The organism is Emticicia sp. CRIBPO (genome assembly GCF_009905725.1).
Taxonomy (GTDB): Bacteria; Bacteroidota; Bacteroidia; order Cytophagales; family Spirosomataceae; genus Leadbetterella.
Window position 1 is genome coordinate 102,849 of sequence record NZ_JAAAKV010000005.1, and the last position, 17,331, is coordinate 120,179.

The window sequence follows — 17,331 nt, forward strand, 5'->3', positions numbered from 1 at the left end:
CTAAAAACGGAATTCTTTTTTGTTGAAAAAAAAGTTTTCTTTCTTCAAAACACGCTGACATAGGGTTGTCAGTGGGGCATATTTACTTTGTAACATAAACTAAAACAAAAACAATTATGTCAGCTGTTATCGAATTATTTCAGAACCAATTAGAGCAGGAAGCTCAGACTACCCGTCGTATGTTATCTGTTATTCCGGATGATAAATTCGGATGGCAACCGCATCCGAAAAGCATGACCATCAAAAGACTTGCTACCCACATTGCAGAACTACCTTCATGGATCAAAATGGTTTTTACTACCTCAGAACTGGATTTTGCACAAAACCCATACAAGGTGGAAGATGTGAATACGACGGCAGAATTGCTTGACTATTTTGAAAGAACGTTGGAAGACGGCAGGAAGTACCTTAAAGAAGAATATGAAAGTACACTTAACGATCCATGGACATTAAGAGAAGGTGCGGTAATTTACAGCACTGAGCCCAAAATCGATGTTTTAAGAATGTCAATGAGCCAGATCATTCACCACAGGGCACAGCTGGGTGTTTTCCTCAGACTACTGGATGTGCCGATTCCGGGCAGCTACGGACCAAGTGCGGATGAGGGTTTTTAAGGCGTTTTATTTAAATTTTCTTACACAAAAAGAGAAAGCAGATCAAACCTCATTTTGAAGAGAAGAGTGAAACTGACGGCAAGAGCAGATTCACTCTTCTTTGTTTTTGTGAGAATCCAAATAAATCCAAAAACCTACCTTTTACTAAGAAATCTATACCATTCGTTAAAATGAGATTTCATAAATAAGAACGGACTTCTATATTTCCACTTTAAATCCTGTTTATCAATAATTTAAATGAAAACTAATAAAGATTCACGAACCCGTCATAATAACGAAAGCGGTTTTTATCCCATTCTGAAAGCTGATATCCCTTCTACAGGTATTCCGGTTATACAAGGTATCGTATCTGTTCCGGAACGTTTATAAGAGTCCAATTAATATTCAGGCTAAAAGCAATCCAGATTCCGGAATAAACCGGAAAATAACATCGTATTCGCAATCATACTCATAATTAATTAAACTTTTAAATCATGAAAAACTCGAGAATTCTTTCCGTTTTATCACTTGTCGTTTTATTATTTACAGTACTTACTTTCAGCGGTTGTAAAGATGGAGAAGCCGGAGCTGTCGGCCCTTCCGGTCCAGCCGGAGCAACTGGTCCTGCCGGACCCGCCGGCCCTACAGGAGCTACTGGCCCTGCCGGGCAAAATGGGAATGCCAATGTTATACAGCTGACTTTTGGTTCAAAAGTTCACACAGGTACAGAAATCAGCTATAGTCTGACAGGCGTAACGCAGGCTGTTCTGAATCAATCTGCTTATTTTACTTACGTTAACCCATCGGGATCATTCTGGTATTCACTTCCGGGCACTACCTCAGGAGGATCAAAAGAGTACAGAACTTATGTGCAGGCACAGGCTTCAGGTACACCTTTGCTTTATGTGAACAGGGTGGCAGGTACCGGTTCGGAGACATTTGCTTCCACTCGTGTAATTATTATACCGGCAAGTGTCTTAACCAACGCCAAGTTGTCGGCTGACTTTTTTAACGACTATGAAAGGGTTAAAAAACATTTTAATCTGGCTGATTAATCCAGCGGATAATCCTCATAAAAGAAAAAGCCCTTTACAGAAAATTCTGCGAAGGGCTTTTTCAATATATGACCGGATATTATTTGATCTGACTTGCCAGCCAGTCACCTACCTCAGAAGTGCTGTAAGACTTTCCGCCGTCGGCAATATCTACCGTAACGATTCCCTCAGCAAGAGATTTGTCAACGATAGCCTTGATTTCATTGGCTTCATCAGTCAGTTTGAAAGCATATTCAAACATCATAGCTGCCGAAAGGATGGTTCCCAGCGGGTTGGCGATGTTTTTTCCGGCAGCCTGAGGATAAGAACCATGGATAGGCTCAAATACCGAAGTATGCAGACCGATAGAAGCAGATGGCATCAAGCCCATTGAACCTGAAATAACAGAAGCTTCATCGGTAAGGATATCTCCGAACATGTTTTCTGTTACCATGACGTCAAAGCCTTCAGGCCACTGGATGATTCTCATCGCGGCAGCATCTACAAAAAGGTATTCTGTAGCCACTTCAGGGAATTCCTTTTCCAGTTGCTGACCCACTTCACGCCATAATCTTGAAGTTTCAAGGACGTTTGCTTTGTCAACAATACATAATTTCTTATTTCTGGCCATGGCATACTGATAAGCCAGGCGAATGATTCTTTCTACTTCAGGTTTGGTATATTCACAAACATCCCAGGCTCTGTCTCTTGTTTCGTTTCTGCCTTTGTCACCAAAATAAATACCGCCTGTAAGTTCTCTGATACATACAAAATCAGCATTTTCGATCAATTCTCTTCTTAACGGAGATTTATGTAAAAGAGAAGGGAAAACCAGTGTAGGTCTGATGTTGGCATATAAACCGAGTTTCTTACGCATAGCCAGAAGGCCTTGCTCCGGACGCACTTTGGCTGAAGGGTCATTGTCAAATTTTGGATGACCGATGGCACCGAAAAGCACGGCGTCAGCGTTCATACAAATCTCATGTGTTTCATCCGGATAAGGATTTCCTACGGCGTCGATCGCAGCAGCTCCTGTAATGGCCGGAGTAAGGTTGATTTCATGATTATATTTCTGGCCGATAGCATGAACTACTTTCAGGGCTTGGTCTATTACCTCCGGTCCGATACCGTCACCCGCTAATACTGCAATGTTTAGTTTCATTTTTATGAGCGTTCGACTGTCAAAAAACAGCCATTTTATGGTTTGTATTTAAATTAAATTCAACATTTTCTGAGTGGCAATGATCGCCGATACCGTCTGGTCAGAATCAAGCCCTCTTGTCTTCAGGTCCTTGTTTTTGATTTTCCAGGTAATGATGGTTTCACACAAGGCATCCGTTTTTCCTCCCGGGGGAATCCTCACCGCATAATCTGTCAGCATAGGAAGTTCGATCTTCTTTTTGACATAAATCTTCTTCAAGGCATTCATGAAGGCATCGTATTGTCCGTCGCCCTGGGCACTTTCTTCAAATACCTCGTCCCCGAAAGAAATCTGCAAGGTGGCAGAAGGTTTCAGGTTTTTGGAGTGTGTCAGTACATAATTGATGATCTTGACATTTTCCTGGATCCTGCTGCTGTCCAGCACATCCGAAATAATGTAAGGAAGGTCATCCTGGGTTACCGCCTCTTTTCTGTCGCCCAGCTCGATGATCCTCTGGGTTACTTTTTTCAGATCTTCGTCAGAGAGCGTGATGCCCAGGTCCCGGAGATTGTTTTCAATGTTAGCCTTACCCGATGTTTTTCCCAGAGCATAAGAACGCAGTCTTGCGAAACGCTCCGGCATCAGCTTGCTGAAATAAAGATTGTTTTTCTTATCCCCGTCGGCATGAATACCGGCGGTTTGAGTAAATACATTTTCTCCGACAATAGGCTTGTTCCCCGGAATTCTCAGTCCTGAAAATGTCTCAACGATCTTACTTACGGTATACAAAGAATGTTCGTTAACCGAAGTGATTATTTCAGGGTGAAAATCATTGATGACCGCAATTGTGCTGGCTAACGGAGCATTACCGGCTCTTTCGCCCATGCCGTTGACGGTCAGGTGAAGTCCGTGAGCTCCTGCCCTCAGGGCTTCCATCACGTTGGCGATACTCAGGTCATAGTCATTATGAGCATGAAAATCGAAATGGTGATCAGGATATTTATCTACGATTTCCTTAACAAAAAGATACGATTCCGATGGTGTAAGCACCCCCAGCGTATCAGGAAGCATGATTCTTTTCACGGGTTGAGTACTCAGGAATTCCAGGATCTGGAAAACATATTCTTTGGAATTCCGCATACCGTTGCTCCAGTCTTCCAGGTAGACATTCACAAGAATATCTTTTGAAACAGCCAGCTCAATAACCTTCCGGATGTCTTCAAAGTGCTCGGCAGGGGTTTTCCGAAGCTGATGGGTAAGGTGGTTGATCGACCCTTTGGTCAGAAGGTTCATCACTTTTGCCCCGGTTTTGATCATCCAGTCTACAGACGACAAGCCATCTACAAAAGTCAGAACTTCTACCTTATCCAGGTACCCGTTTTCAGCGGCCCAAGCCGTTATTTTTTCAACAGCCTGAAACTCTCCCTCAGAAACCCTGGCAGAAGCCACTTCAATCCTGTCAACCTTAACTTCCTGAAGTAGCAACTGGGCTATCGTCAGTTTTTCTGACGCAGAAAAAGACACTCCGCTGGTTTGTTCACCATCCCGGAGTGTCGTATCCATTATTTCAATATTTCTGATGGTCATCAATCAGTTGGGTTGGGGTTAACTGCCGGCTTTCAATGCATCAGACCTGGGTCTGATCATCGAAAGGGCAGGTAACCTTTGGCCTTTTTGTTATACTTCCTAAACTATTTATAAAGCGTTATATTTTTTGAGCAAAACAAATCAGAAAATTCTTTCTTTTTCGAAAGCTCCGATTTCTTCTTTCATAGCCTGAAGATAATCGATATCGTCATAACCGTTAATCAGGTTGTCTTTTTTGTAAGAATTGATTTCAAAGCCTTCAGATTCTCCGCTGGCAACAATCGTTACGGTTTGGGAAAGAAGATTGACTTCGATTTCAGCCTTTGGATCAGCATAGATAGCCGTGAAAATCTTTTCCAGGAATTCAGGGCTTACGGTTACCGGAAGGATACCGATGTTGATGGAGTTTCCCTTGAAAATATCCGCAAAGAAACTCGAAATCACACATCTGAAACCATAATCATAAATAGCCCAGGCAGCGTGCTCACGGCTTGATCCGCTACCGAAGTTACGACCGGCAACCAGGATTTTTCCGGAATAAGTCGGGTTGTTCAGTACAAAATCTGCTTTAGGGGTATTGTCAGAATTATATCTCCAGTCTCTGAAAAGGTTATCTCCAAAGCCCTCTCTCTTGGTGGCTTTAAGAAAACGGGCAGGGATGATCTGGTCAGTATCCACGTTTTCAAGTGGAAGAGGTACAGCAGTGCTGGTGTGTACCGTAAATTTATCGTATGCCATTTTTATAAATCTTTTTTTGTTAAACGCTGTGATCCTCAAACAGAGAACCAATTATATTACATCAAATCTCTTGGATCAGTAACCACACCGGTCACAGCTGCTGCTGCAGCCACCAACGGAGAAGCCAGAAGGGTTCTCGCTCCCGGGCCCTGACGTCCTTCAAAGTTTCTGTTTGAAGTCGAAACAGCATATTTTCCGGAAGGGATCTTGTCTTCGTTCATCGCAAGACAAGCCGAGCATCCTGGTTGACGAAGGGCAAAGCCCGCCTCTGTCAGGATATCAAAAATGCCTTCCTCTTTGATCTGAGCTTCCACAATGTGAGAACCCGGAACCAGCCATGCTGTGATATTGTCCGCTTTTTTACGTCCTTTGATGATAGAAGCAAAAGCACGGAAATCTTCAATACGGCCATTGGTACAGCTTCCGACAAAAACATAATCAACCGGTTTTCCGATGATCTGCTCGTCTTCTTCAAAGCCCATGTAGCCTAAAGATTTTTTGTAACTTGCTTCACCGTCTTTAACATCAGCCGCTTTAGGGATATTTCTTGAGATACCGGTTCCGAGACCAGGGTTAGTACCATAAGTAATCTGAGGTTCTATATCAGCAGCATCAAAATTCAGCTCAAGGTCAAACTGAGCACCTTCGTCTGTTTTCAGGGTTTTCCAGTAAGCCATGGCTTTTTCCCAGGCTTCTCCTTTCGGAGCCTGCTCACGGCCATTCAGATATGCAAAAGTTGTTTCGTCAGGAGCGATCATCCCTCCACGGGCACCCATTTCGATACTCATGTTACAAACCGTCATACGGCCTTCCATGCTCATGTTTTCAAACACGTCACCGGCGTATTCTACAAAGTAACCTGTAGCACCACTGGCTGTGATCTGTGCAATAATATAAAGGGTAACGTCTTTCGGAAGTACTGCTTTGCCTAATTTACCGTTCACATTGACACGCATTTTTTTAGGCTTAGGCTGCATAATACACTGTGAAGACAAAACCATTTCTACTTCTGAAGTACCGATACCAAAAGCGATGGCACCGAAAGCTCCGTGGGTAGAGGTATGTGAATCACCGCAAACGATAGTCATACCAGGAAGGGTAATGCCGTTTTCGGGCCCAACCACGTGGACGATACCATTTTTCTGATGACCCAGTCCCCAGTGAGAAATACCGTATTTGGTAGAATTAGACTCAAGGGCTTTCAACTGGTTGGCTGAAAGGGGATCAGCAACAGGTAAATGCTGATTAATTGTAGGCGTATTGTGATCGGCCGTAGCAAAAGTACGCTCCGGATACATCACAGTAACACCCCTGGTTTCAAGACCAAGAAAAGCTACCGGGCTGGTAACCTCATGAATAAAATGACGGTCGATGAAAAAAACATCAGGGCCATCTGCTATTTTCCGAACCACATGGGCATCCCATACTTTGTCGAACAGTGTTTTTGCTTCCATACTTCTTATTGATTTCTGGATACAAAATTGAAAATAATATTTGGATTGAATTAGATAAAATCCGACCAAAAAATAGCGAAATCAGTCCATTTGTGCGAAATGGGCGAAAAAGACATTATTTAAAATGTCTCTAGATAAGAACTTGTTTTCAGCTATTTAGCTCTAAACCAATGGATTTTAACAATAATGAAGCATTAAAACTCTTGCAAACACCATTTTTTATCTGATAATCGAACAATAATTCACCGTTTTCGGTAGAATATTCAAAATAGTAATTTTTGATTTTGTCTGGATATTTGTCGGAAATCTCTGTCATTCTCAGATCATGGGTGGCCACCATGGCAAAAGCGTCTGACCGGGCTATTTTTTCAAGCAGGGCCATTGACCCCGCCAGTTTGTCTTCAGAATTGGTTCCTCTCAGCATTTCGTCAATCAGGAAAAGCGAATTTTCATGAGCATTTATAGCCGCCAATACCAGTTTGATCCTTTCTATTTCAGCCTTAAAAGTAGAAGCATTTTGCTGAATAGAGTCTTTGATCCTCATATAACAGATCAGGTGTATGCCCGGACTGACTTTCAGATGACTCGCAAAAACAGGGGCTCCGGCATAAGAAAGAACGATGTTCAAGCCGATGGTTCTCAGGAATGTACTTTTGCCGGACATGTTTGAACCTGTGATCAGCGTCAGCCGGTTGGTATCATCAAACCGGAAGTCATTGCAAACCGTTTCGTGACCTCTGATCAGCGGATGCCCGATTTGTGTTCCTTCCAGGCTGAATTTTCCGGTTTCGTTAATTTCAGGGAAAGACCAGTCAGGTTTATTAAAGCTCAGAGTACCCAGGCTCGAGGAGGCTTCGAACACGCCGATGGTGTCAAAAATTTTAAGAAAGAAATCGGGGTGCTCCTGAAGCCATTTTCTCAGCCTGATCAGCTGAACCGGTTCGAAAGGGGAGGCCAGGTATAGAAAGATAGAAGCAAACTGATTTCGCCTCATGTCCAGTTTTTTGAGGATTACCACAAAGTCGTCAATCGGGTTCTTACTATTAAGTTTGGAAATGGGCATGCTTTCATAGGACTCCTTCAATATTTTTGAAGTCCAGTTTTCCTGCACAATCAACGCCGTGGCGAGGCCATATTTTTGCATGATCCTACCCGCTCCTGAAACGGTGTTGAAATAATCTTCCGTGGGCTTTTTGTTGATCAGTACAAAAAAGTAATTGATCATAAACAGTACTGCTGCAGCGTAACCGGCAAAAGTCAGGGACTTAAAATAAGAAGAGGCCGCAACCCCGATCCATAAAAAAGGCAGAACCATATTATATATGGAAATCAGACCTTCGAATTTTATAGGCGGAGGCTCTTCAATCCTGCTCAGGATGCTTGTAACGCCACGTTCTTCGTTAGACAATTTGAACATTGACGCCAGAAAGTTTAAACGCCACTCTGTTTTGGATTTAAGTTCTTTTGCTGCTTCCTGCTTTTCCGAAATAGTATAATGCTGATCCTCAGACAATAAGTTTTTAGCCAGGTAATCATTCCCGGCCTTGCTCTTTGTGCGGTTGATCAGGTGGAAAAGCGAAGATTCTCCGAAAATATCCAGATCGTCGCTGAAATGATGTAACGGACTGTTATACTCTGAACCATTGTAATAAACATTGGAATTTCCGGCCAGGCAGGCCAGTTCATTCCTGATCAGTTCGATCGTCGTAATGTGCAGATCAATATCCAGCTCAATTTTTTCGTGGTATTTGACGAGGTAATAAAATCCGGCAACTCCGCCGGCAACAACCGCAACCCCGGCCAGGTAATGAATCGAAAATCCTTTGTAAATCAAAAAGCCGAGGGCAATAATGAGGAATAGCCGTAAAGCGGCAACGCGGTCGTTTTTCTTTTTAAGTAGGGTGGTTTCTTCTGTTATTTCGGCGATTTTTTGCTTGTAATATGCTTCCATTCGTAATGTTATTGTCCACAAAAGTAACCAAGATAGGACAGGTTTAATTTCATATTTATAAACAATATTACTTAGATTTGCCCTATGTCATCGTTTTTTGATACAAAAATAGAATTCTTAAAAGGAGTAGGGCCCCAGAAAGCCGAGTTGCTGAACAAAGAACTTGGTCTGTTCACGTATGGCGACCTCCTTGATTATTACCCTTTCAGGCACGAGGACCGCTCTAAGTTTCACAGAATTTCGGAACTGGAAGAGGAGATGTTTGCTGCCCAGATCAAAGGGAGACTGAAGTCGCTTGAAGTCATAGGGGAAGGCCGTAAACAAAGAATGATTGCAGATTTTACCGACGGATCAGGCACAATAGAACTGGTCTGGTTTCAGGGGATATCCTGGTTTCAGAAATCGCTGAAGGTCAACAACGAATACCTGGTATACGGCAAACCCGCTTTTTTCGGGGGCAAATACCAGATCACCCATCCGGAAATTGAGCCCTTGGTTCAGAACGCCTCCCAGGCAGGACACTTTCAACCAATCTATTCACTAACAGAAAGACTTCGCAAGAAATACATAGAGAGCAAACAGATCAGTAAATGGATGAGGACCCTCCTTGAAATGTCCAATCCATACATCAGCGAGACTTTGCCGCAGAGCCTTATGCAGAAGTTTCGCCTATGGCCGAAGAAAAATGCCCTTTGGGGTTTGCACCTTCCCAATACTTATGAAGATTTGCACCAGGCACAGCGGAGGCTGAAATTCGAAGAACTGTTTTATAACCAGCTGCGGTTATTAAAACAACAACTCCTCAGAAAAACGGATTATCCCGGACAGGTATTTAACAAGGCCAGGCTCATCACCGAGTTTTATGAAAACCACCTGCCGTTTGATTTGACCGGGGCACAGAAACGGGTCATCAAGGAAATATTCGGAGACCTGAAATCCGGTAAACAAATGAACCGCCTGATCCAGGGGGATGTGGGAAGCGGAAAAACCATCGTTGCTTTTATTTCTATGCTCAGTGCGATTGACGGAAATGCCCAGGCATGCCTGATGGCTCCGACAGAAATCCTGGCCTTTCAGCATTTCAATAACCTGCAGAAATACTCAGAAAAGCTTAACCTGAAGATAGCAATACTGACGGGCTCATCCACCAAAAAAGCCAGGACAGAAATCCATGAAGGTCTGCTCAATGGTTCCATAAACATCATCGTAGGCACCCATGCCCTGCTTGAAAACATTGTACAATTTAACAACCTCGGGATATGTGTTATTGACGAGCAGCACCGCTTTGGTGTAGCTCAGCGGGCCAGGCTCTGGGAGAAAAACAAGTACCTGCATCCGCATATCATGGTCATGACGGCCACACCGATCCCGAGAACGCTGGCGATGACTTTATATGGCGATCTTGATATTTCAGAAATTGACGAGATGCCCCCAGGCAGAAAACCCATCAAAACGGTTCACCGGTATGATGCCAACAGGCTCCAGGTTTTCCAGTTTATGCGGGACGAAATCGCTAAAGGGCGGCAGATTTATGTGGTCTATCCCCTGATTGAAGAATCGGAAAAGCTGGACCTGAAAAATCTTTTTGACGGATACGAAAGCATTGAGAGGGCTTTCCCCAACAGTGCCATCAGCATCGTACATGGCAAAATGAAACCGAAAGACAAGGATTTTGAAATGGCCAGGTTTAAGAAAGGGGAAACTGACATCATGGTGGCTACGACAGTGATCGAAGTGGGAGTGGACGTTCCCAATGCCAGCGTAATGGTCATTGAAAATGCGGAAAGATTCGGATTGGCCCAGCTTCACCAGCTCCGGGGCAGGGTAGGACGGGGAGCGGACCAGTCTTATTGTATACTGATAACAACCTACAAACTTTCAAAAGACACCAGGAAGCGGATTGAGACCATGGTGATGACCGAAAACGGCTTCGAAATTTCCCAGGTTGACCTTGAGTTGAGAGGTCCGGGCGACATGGCAGGAACCCAGCAGAGCGGGCTCGTCGATTTAAGATTAGCCAACCTCGCCAAAGACGGAGAAATCCTGAAAATAGCCAGGGAAACAGCCATCGAAATTTTAAGCCAGGATCCCAACCTTGACTTTGAAGACAACTTACCGATCAAAAGGCACATTGATAAAATTAAAAACAAGGAAATGAGCTGGAGCAGAATTAGCTGATACAGTTTTTGTTCTTGAAAAAGTAAGGGCATTAAGGAGATCAACTTAATGAAATTTTAATGCCCTTGACTCCTTAATGTTTTATTTTTGAACAGGGTTTACTCTTTTATCGCCAGACCTACCATCGAATCGGCAGTGCCGTAATACATAAACCATTTGTTTTTATAAAAAACGAGGCCTTCTGTAAAAGTCGTCCCCGCCTTATACTGTCCGCTGATTTCATGCGGCAGGTCCGGTTTGATATAATAGCTTTGGGACTGCTCAATAAGCTTCGCCGGATTTCCGGCATCAAACAAGGCCTGGGCTCCGGTATAAGTATTGGCCGCTAATTTCTTATCAGCCTTTTCGTCTCCGCTGTTTTTCCCGTTATAGAAAAGAATGATTCCGTCTTTGGTTAACAGGGCAGGAGGGCCGGGTTCTGTAAGGTCGCTGTCAAAATAGCCGGGCCTTGTTTTCATTACCTGCAGCAACTCACCTTTATCATCCAGTAACGGCGTCCAGTTGATCAGGTCGGTTGAATGAGCCACATTCACGAATTTTTCGCCCCAGTACATCCAGTATTTACCATTGATTTTAGCTGCTACGATCTTATTACCTTTAAGTTTTGTCACCACCGACCCTGATTTAGACCAGAAGTCTACAAATTTGCCGCCATAAGCTTTCTGAAAAACAGGACCGTGTTTTTTCCAGTTAAACAGGTCTTTTGAACTGGCAACCGTCAGTCTCGCCAATTTGGTATTCCAGCTGGTGTAGGTAATAAAGTAAGTCCCGTCTTCAGATTCCACAATCCTCGGATCTTCACACCCGCCCGGGAAATCCCATTTTTCAAACCCGTCCTTTGCCGGATAAAGCACCGGTTTATCGTGTTTCTTGAAATGAATACCATCCGTACTTTCGGCAATGCCGATTCTTGAAGTTCTTCCTCCCAGGATCGCCTTGGGATTATCCTCAGCCCTGAACAACAGATAAACTTTTCCGTCTTTCACAATAGCCGCCGGGTTAAATACATCTGCTTTCTGCCATTTCACTACTTTCTCAGAAGCCGGGCAAAAGAAAGTATAGGAAGAATCAGCACTCATGATGGGGTTAATGGCTGTCTTTTTAAATACACCCAATTGCCAGCCATCCTTTGGCTTAAAAGAATAAACAGCAACACTCACCAGGCAAATGCCTAAAATAATTTTTTTCATAGGTTTTATAGCATAATCGCTTTGAGTACATTTCATCCCTTGTCCTTTTTCCGTTCTCCCTTTTCCATGTTAATTAATCCTCCCAATTCAAAGACCGCTCAATCGCCTTTTTCCAGCCATGATAGTATTCTGTTCTTTTTTCGGCTGGCATATCCGGTTTCCATTGTTTGTCAACGCCCCAGTTTTGCACCAGGTCTTCAAAGTTCTGCCAGAACCCTACGGCCAAACCGGCCGCATAGGCGGCTCCCAATGCCGTGGTTTCAATCATTTTCGGCCTGATCACCGGTACATCCAGCATATCTGACTGGAATTGCATAAGAAGTTCATTAACGGTCATCCCACCGTCAACACGAAGGGACGAAATTTCAATGCCCGCATCCTGTTCCATCGCCTCAAGGACGTCTTTAGTCTGATAAGCCGTAGCCTCCAGTACCGACCGGGCAATGTGCCCTTTGTTTACATAACGGGTCAGACCGGCAATAACGCCCCTGGCAGAATTTTGCCAGTAAGGGGCATAAAGTCCGGAAAACGCGGGCACGAAATAGACACCGCCGTTATCTTCCACACCTTCGGCAAGTTTCTGAACTTCCTGGCTGTTTTTGATCAATCCGATATTATCCCTGAGCCATTGGACCAGGGCTCCGGTCACAGCCACTGAACCTTCCAGGGCAAAATGCACGGGTTGGTTTTCAAACTGATAGGCTACAGTAGTAAGCAATCCGTATTTTGAAGGGATCGGTTTTGTTCCTGTATTCAGCAACATGAAACAACCCGTACCATAAGTATTTTTCGCTTCGCCTGGATTAAAGCAGGTCTGGCCCACCAGTGCTGCCTGCTGATCACCGAGGATTCCAGCCAGAGGAATGCCTTCCATTACTTCTGAAGTGATATTTCCATAAACTTTGCTGCTCGGCTGGATCTCCGGTAAAATCTGTTTCGGGATATTCAGCTTTTCCAGGATCTCATCATCCCATGTTTGGGTATTCAGGTTCATCAGCTGGGTTCTGGAAGCATTCGTAACGTCAGTAATGTGAAGCCCTCCTTTGACGCCACCTGTCAGATGCCAGACAATGTAAGTGTCCATATTTCCGAAAATAGCATCGCCTTTTTCGGCATCTTCTCTCACACCGGCCACATTGTCAAGCACCCATTGGATTTTCAGTCCGCTGAAATAAGTAGCCAGCGGAAGCCCGGTTTTTTGTCTGAACCAGTCGCTTGAGGTTGATTTTTCAAGTTCATCAACAGTTTTTCCTACGCGGGTATCTTGCCACACGAGGGCATTATAGTATGGTTTTCCGGTTCTTTTATTCCAGATTACTGTGGTTTCTCTTTGATTGGTGATGCCGCAGGCTCCGATGTCTTTGATGGAGATCCTTTTTGAAACCCGGCACTGTGCAATAACTTCAAGCGTGTTTTGCCAGATTTCCTCAGGATCGTGCTCTACCCAACCTGGTTTAGGGTAAATCTGCTTATGTTCTTTTTGTGCTATTGAGACGATATTTCCTTGTTTGTCGAAAAGAATACAGCGGGTACTGGTGGTCCCCTGGTCAATAGAAGCGATGTATTTCATCTTTGTTTTCTGCTTTTTTTAAGGTTGATTCGCCAAATTAAGGAATTGCATCAATTTAACCCAATTTTTTCTTTAAGGAATTATAGGAGGCCGGTTTGATCAAAGGTATTATGAGCATTTTGTAAAATGAGCGATATCTTTAATAATGCCGTCCGGTTTTTGTTAAACAGACGGAATCCTTTGCTAATTTTGTGCATCAAAATAAAAAAGACTACATGGTAATCGACGAAAAGCAACTGGAAGAATTTATTCAAAACGCACTTGACGAGGATATCAAAGACGGTGACCATACCTCTTTGTCAACGATTCCGGCTGAAGCCATCGGCAAGGCCAGGCTTTTGGTAAAAGATGAGGGTATCCTGGCAGGGGTTGAGCTGGCCGAAAGAATATTTAAAGCAGTAGACAAGGACCTTAAAGTAGAGGTTTTACTAAAGGATGGTTCACCTATTAAATATGGTGACATTGTATTGTTTGTAGAAGGAAGCGACAGGTCTATTCTTACCGCAGAGCGGCTTGTGCTTAATTGCATGCAACGCATGAGTGGTATTGCGACGGTGACGAATGGAATAGTTAAAAAACTGGAAGGCACCAATTGTAAAGTGCTTGATACCCGTAAAACCACGCCCGGTTTCCGGATGATGGAAAAATGGGCCGTGAGCATTGGCGGCGGAGTGAATCACCGCATCGGTTTATATGATATGATCCTGATCAAAGACAATCACGTGGATTATGCAGGAGGAATCAAACAAGCTCTTTGGGCCGCTCAGAAATACCTGGTTGAGAAAGGCAAGGATTTACCCATTGAAATAGAAGTAAGAAACCTGAAGGAACTTGCCGAGGTGCTTGAAGTAGGTGGGGTGATCAGGATAATGCTTGATAATTTCAGTTTCGACAACATCCGTGAAGCCCTTAAACTCATTGATGGTCGCTTCCCTGTGGAGGCCTCCGGAGGCATCACCCCTGATAATGTCCGTGAGTATGCGGACTGTGGCGTAGACTATATCTCTATGGGCTATTTAACCCATTCCGCTAAAAGCCTAGACCTGAGTCTGAAGGCCGTAAAGTCCTGAGAACCAATCTCCGGATAAGCAGATTGTTCCAAAAACATAAGAAAGGATAATCAAAAGAGAAACTTAAAAGGGAATAAACTCAGATTCCCTTTTTCTCCAGCCATTTCATTACAGGAACAGGCTCGTAATTTTCCATTTTGATAAACAGATCTTCAATATTATCTGAGATGACCATCAGACCTCTGTTTTCCATCCTTAAAAAGCCCTCTTTAACCATCATATCAATCTGGGCGATCAAAGGATCATAGAAGCCGTTGATATTCAATAAGCCTATGGGTTTCTGATGCAGGCCAAGCTGGGCCCAGGTCAGGATTTCAAACAATTCGTCCATACTGCCGAAGCCTCCGGGTAGGGTTATAATCCCATCGCAGAGTTCCTGCATCAGGCTTTTACGCTGGTGCATCGTATCTACCCTATGGATTTCCGTCAGGTCGGGGTTTCCAACTTCCATTTTATCCAGGAAATTCGGGATAATCCCTGTCGCTTCGCCGCCGTTTTTCATGACGGTATTAGACACAACGCCCATTAATCCTAAGCTACCGCCACCATAAATCAGGCGGATTTTTCTTTTTACAAGGGCAAGGCCCAATGCCTCCGCCGTTTCCCTGTACACCGGGTTGGTTCCGGGACTTGCTCCGCAATACACTAAAACAGATTCCATATAGCCTTCAATATTCATTTTATTGGCCCGCAAAATTATGATTATTTCTTCGTAATATTGAGAACTATTATTTATTCCCCTCTATTTAAATTATCTGTAATGCTATGAAACAAGGACGCCGTTCTTTTATAAAGACCGCCGGGACATTCGGCCTGGCCCTACCCCTGGCGGGGACTTCATTTTTTAAACGACAGGCAGACCAGCCGCTTGGAATTGCGGTCATCGGCCTGGGCTCTTATGCTAAAAACCAGATTGGCGTAGCCCTGGAAAACTCTCCGGAATGGAAACTGGTCGGAATCGTGACCGGAACAGCTTCTAAAATACCGGAGTGGAAAAAACGTTTCCCGTCCATCAAAGACGAGAACGTATTCAACTATGAAAACTTCGACAATATCGTCAATGCCAAGGACATCGACGTAGTTTACATCTGCTTACCCAACGGCCTTCATCCTGAATTTACCATCAGGGCAGCCAAGGCCGGGAAGCATGTGATCTGTGAAAAACCGATGGCCAATACTGTGGAAGAAGCTGAACAAATGCTGAATGCCTGTAACAAAGCCGGGGTAAAGCTGGCCATTGGTTACAGATGTCATTTTGAGCCTTTCAATCAGGAAGTAATGCGGTATGGCAAGGAGAAAACGTTCGGAAAGATCAACTTCATGCAAACCAATTTCGGTTTTAAAATCGGTGATCCGACACAATGGAGATTGAAGAAAAAAATGGCAGGAGGGGGTCCCCTGATGGATGTCGGTATTTATTGCGTGCAGGCGGCCAGGTATACGTTAGGAATGGAGCCAATTTCCGTAACGGCCCAATTCGGCCCGGTAACAGATCCAACGAGATTTGCCGAAGTAGAAGAGAGTGTTTCGTGGCAACTGACATTTCCGGAAGGAATAACGGTCAATGGTTTTTCCAGCTACAAAACCAATGTTGAAACCATGTTTGCTTCATGCGATAAGGGAAACTTTGAAATGTCCCCGGCCTGGAGTTACGGTCCGCTGAAAGGAAAGACCCCGAACGGAGAAATGAAACTCCCTATTGTTCACCACCAGACTTTCCAGATGAATGGCATGGCCCCTTATTTCAGATCAAAAGATCCGCTACCCGATCATTTTTCCGGAGTAGAAGGGCTAAAAGACATGAAGATACTTATGGCCATTTACAAAGCCGCCAAAACCGGGAAGTCGGTAAAATTGTAAAACAATAGCATAAAAAAATCCCCTGAAGATATCATGTCTTCAGGGGGATTTTTTTATAAGAGTCCTTTTTCCGTTTTCCTTTTTCCGTTTTCCTTCCTTACTTCTTACACTTCGCAAACACAGCTTCATTCAGCTTGATGTAAGCGTCATCACCCGCTTCTTTAGCCAGCGGCATTGATTTTTCTGCATTCGCAAGAGCCACATCACATTTTCCCATTTTGGCAGCAATTCTGGCGGCCAGTTGGTAAGTATAATATTTCTGATCTTTTTCAATCACTTTCTGGGCCCAAACCAGGGCTTTGTCCAGCTCAATGTTGTTCTCATAATAATAATCGGCAGCACCCATGAGGGTTCCCATATTGGCATTAGGATCAGCCGTTTTTTCTTTGATATCAGCAAGGATACGGTCTTTTACGTCATGTTCAAGTTTGAACTTAACAGCCGTGTTTTCCCATGAAATCTGAACATTGGTAGTCGTCGGTGTAAAATCAACAAACGCGATAGTCATGTTTTCAACCAGGTCTTTCAGCTTGATGGCCGGAACCTCAAAGCTGTAAACATCTTTGGCCGGGTCGTAGGCATAAGCACCCCATTGCTTGTCGTCAGAGTTGAAAATGATCTTCCAGGTTTTTTCTCCCGGCACGGTATAAAGGCCGTAACTTCCGGCTTTTAACGTTTTGCCGTTTACCAGAAGATCTTCTCCAAATTTGATAGAAGTAATCTGATTGGCTCCGGTTCTCCATACTTTACCATAAGGCGTAAGGTTTCCGAAAATTTTCCTGCCTTTTACAGAAGGACGGTTGTAAGTAATGCTCACCGAAGTAAGACCGACGCCCTGAGTAATGGTAGATGCCGGGCTCGCCGGAGGTGTTTTGATTTGTGCATTGGCACCGAAAGCCATCAGGCCTGAAACAACAAAAGAAAAGAATAGTTTTTTCATGTTTGAAATGATTGATTAAAAATTC

General features: G+C 44.0%; 15 protein-coding genes. 6 read left to right on the forward strand and 9 right to left on the reverse strand.

Features of this window, described 5'->3' with window-relative positions:
- Positions 1-116: 116 nt before the first annotated feature.
- The 3 genes from GVN16_RS11595 to GVN16_RS25995 all read left to right on the forward strand — a co-directional run bounded on the left by GVN16_RS11595 (position 117) and on the right by GVN16_RS25995 (position 1,648).
- Positions 117-614, forward strand: coding sequence for a DinB family protein (locus GVN16_RS11595; RefSeq protein WP_166564065.1), 498 nt, complete (start codon positions 117-119; stop codon positions 612-614).
- 237 nt (positions 615-851) lie between these two features.
- Positions 852-983 carry a hypothetical protein gene (locus tag GVN16_RS26205; protein ID WP_255490265.1) on the forward strand — a complete coding sequence of 44 codons (132 nt, stop codon included), beginning with the start codon at positions 852-854 and terminating at the stop codon, positions 981-983.
- Between the two features lie 104 nt (positions 984-1,087).
- Complete coding sequence (locus GVN16_RS25995) at positions 1,088-1,648, forward strand: collagen-like protein (protein ID WP_205748854.1); 561 nt, start codon at positions 1,088-1,090, stop codon at positions 1,646-1,648.
- 79 nt (positions 1,649-1,727) lie between these two features.
- Here the strand turns inward: GVN16_RS25995 and leuB are convergent, their stop codons facing one another.
- The 5 genes from leuB to GVN16_RS11625 form a co-directional block, all read right to left on the reverse strand.
- Entirely contained in the window at positions 1,728-2,789 is a 1,062-nt protein-coding gene (gene leuB / locus GVN16_RS11605; RefSeq protein WP_166564066.1) for a 3-isopropylmalate dehydrogenase, read from the reverse strand.
- A 48-nt stretch (positions 2,790-2,837) separates the two neighbouring features.
- Entirely contained in the window at positions 2,838-4,355 is a 1,518-nt protein-coding gene (locus tag GVN16_RS11610; RefSeq protein WP_166564067.1) for an alpha-isopropylmalate synthase regulatory domain-containing protein, read from the reverse strand.
- Between the two features lie 141 nt (positions 4,356-4,496).
- On the reverse strand, positions 4,497-5,093 hold the full coding sequence (leuD, locus tag GVN16_RS11615; protein ID WP_166564068.1) for a 3-isopropylmalate dehydratase small subunit: 597 nt from the start codon (positions 5,091-5,093) through the stop codon (positions 4,497-4,499).
- Positions 5,094-5,149: 56 nt separating this feature from the next.
- Entirely contained in the window at positions 5,150-6,547 is a 1,398-nt protein-coding gene (gene leuC, locus GVN16_RS11620; protein WP_166564069.1) for a 3-isopropylmalate dehydratase large subunit, read from the reverse strand.
- Positions 6,548-6,695: 148 nt separating this feature from the next.
- Positions 6,696-8,498, reverse strand: coding sequence for a MutS-related protein (locus GVN16_RS11625; RefSeq protein ID WP_166564070.1), 1,803 nt, complete (start codon positions 8,496-8,498; stop codon positions 6,696-6,698).
- Between the two features lie 84 nt (positions 8,499-8,582).
- On the opposite strand from GVN16_RS11625, the gene recG reads away from it, so the two are divergent.
- Positions 8,583-10,676, forward strand: coding sequence for an ATP-dependent DNA helicase RecG (recG, locus tag GVN16_RS11630; RefSeq protein ID WP_166564071.1), 2,094 nt, complete (start codon positions 8,583-8,585; stop codon positions 10,674-10,676).
- A 98-nt stretch (positions 10,677-10,774) separates the two neighbouring features.
- Here recG and GVN16_RS11635 read toward each other — a convergent pair whose 3' ends face one another.
- A complete protein-coding gene (locus GVN16_RS11635) occupies positions 10,775-11,866 on the reverse strand; it encodes a glycoside hydrolase family 130 protein (protein ID WP_166564072.1) in 1,092 nt (363 codons plus the stop codon).
- Positions 11,867-11,939: 73 nt separating this feature from the next.
- Positions 11,940-13,436, reverse strand: coding sequence for a glycerol kinase GlpK (gene glpK, locus GVN16_RS11640; protein ID WP_166564073.1), 1,497 nt, complete (start codon positions 13,434-13,436; stop codon positions 11,940-11,942).
- Positions 13,437-13,651: 215 nt separating this feature from the next.
- Here glpK and nadC point away from each other — a divergent pair, with 215 nt between their 5' ends.
- Entirely contained in the window at positions 13,652-14,506 is an 855-nt protein-coding gene (gene nadC, locus GVN16_RS11645; protein ID WP_166564074.1) for a carboxylating nicotinate-nucleotide diphosphorylase, read from the forward strand.
- A 79-nt stretch (positions 14,507-14,585) separates the two neighbouring features.
- Here the strand turns inward: nadC and GVN16_RS11650 are convergent, their stop codons facing one another.
- Positions 14,586-15,167: a TIGR00730 family Rossman fold protein gene (locus GVN16_RS11650; RefSeq protein ID WP_166564075.1), complete on the reverse strand. Its 582-nt coding sequence runs from the start codon at positions 15,165-15,167 to the stop codon at positions 14,586-14,588.
- Positions 15,168-15,271: 104 nt separating this feature from the next.
- Here GVN16_RS11650 and GVN16_RS11655 point away from each other — a divergent pair, with 104 nt between their 5' ends.
- Positions 15,272-16,366 carry a Gfo/Idh/MocA family protein gene (locus GVN16_RS11655; protein ID WP_166564076.1) on the forward strand — a complete coding sequence of 365 codons (1,095 nt, stop codon included), beginning with the start codon at positions 15,272-15,274 and terminating at the stop codon, positions 16,364-16,366.
- A 97-nt stretch (positions 16,367-16,463) separates the two neighbouring features.
- Here the strand turns inward: GVN16_RS11655 and GVN16_RS11660 are convergent, their stop codons facing one another.
- Positions 16,464-17,306 carry a DUF2911 domain-containing protein gene (locus GVN16_RS11660; RefSeq protein ID WP_166564077.1) on the reverse strand — a complete coding sequence of 281 codons (843 nt, stop codon included), beginning with the start codon at positions 17,304-17,306 and terminating at the stop codon, positions 16,464-16,466.
- Between the last annotated feature and the right edge of the window lie 25 nt (positions 17,307-17,331).

Excerpts from the sequence above, each read along its gene's own strand:
- GVN16_RS11595 (WP_166564065.1), top strand. The coding sequence starts at position 117 with ATGTCAGCTGTTATCGAATTATTTCAGAACCAATTAGAGCAGGAAGCT.
- GVN16_RS26205 (WP_255490265.1), top strand. The coding sequence starts at position 852 with ATGAAAACTAATAAAGATTCACGAACCCGTCATAATAACGAAAGCGGT.
- GVN16_RS25995 (WP_205748854.1), top strand. The coding sequence starts at position 1,088 with ATGAAAAACTCGAGAATTCTTTCCGTTTTATCACTTGTCGTTTTATTA.
- leuB (WP_166564066.1), bottom strand. The coding sequence starts at position 2,789 with ATGAAACTAAACATTGCAGTATTAGCGGGTGACGGTATCGGACCGGAG.
- GVN16_RS11610 (WP_166564067.1), bottom strand. The coding sequence starts at position 4,355 with ATGACCATCAGAAATATTGAAATAATGGATACGACACTCCGGGATGGT.
- leuD (WP_166564068.1), bottom strand. The coding sequence starts at position 5,093 with ATGGCATACGATAAATTTACGGTACACACCAGCACTGCTGTACCTCTT.
- leuC (WP_166564069.1), bottom strand. The coding sequence starts at position 6,547 with ATGGAAGCAAAAACACTGTTCGACAAAGTATGGGATGCCCATGTGGTT.
- GVN16_RS11625 (WP_166564070.1), bottom strand. The coding sequence starts at position 8,498 with ATGGAAGCATATTACAAGCAAAAAATCGCCGAAATAACAGAAGAAACC.
- recG (WP_166564071.1), top strand. The coding sequence starts at position 8,583 with ATGTCATCGTTTTTTGATACAAAAATAGAATTCTTAAAAGGAGTAGGG.
- GVN16_RS11635 (WP_166564072.1), bottom strand. The coding sequence starts at position 11,866 with ATGAAAAAAATTATTTTAGGCATTTGCCTGGTGAGTGTTGCTGTTTAT.
- glpK (WP_166564073.1), bottom strand. The coding sequence starts at position 13,436 with ATGAAATACATCGCTTCTATTGACCAGGGGACCACCAGTACCCGCTGT.
- nadC (WP_166564074.1), top strand. The coding sequence starts at position 13,652 with ATGGTAATCGACGAAAAGCAACTGGAAGAATTTATTCAAAACGCACTT.
- GVN16_RS11650 (WP_166564075.1), bottom strand. The coding sequence starts at position 15,167 with ATGGAATCTGTTTTAGTGTATTGCGGAGCAAGTCCCGGAACCAACCCG.
- GVN16_RS11655 (WP_166564076.1), top strand. The coding sequence starts at position 15,272 with ATGAAACAAGGACGCCGTTCTTTTATAAAGACCGCCGGGACATTCGGC.
- GVN16_RS11660 (WP_166564077.1), bottom strand. The coding sequence starts at position 17,306 with ATGAAAAAACTATTCTTTTCTTTTGTTGTTTCAGGCCTGATGGCTTTC.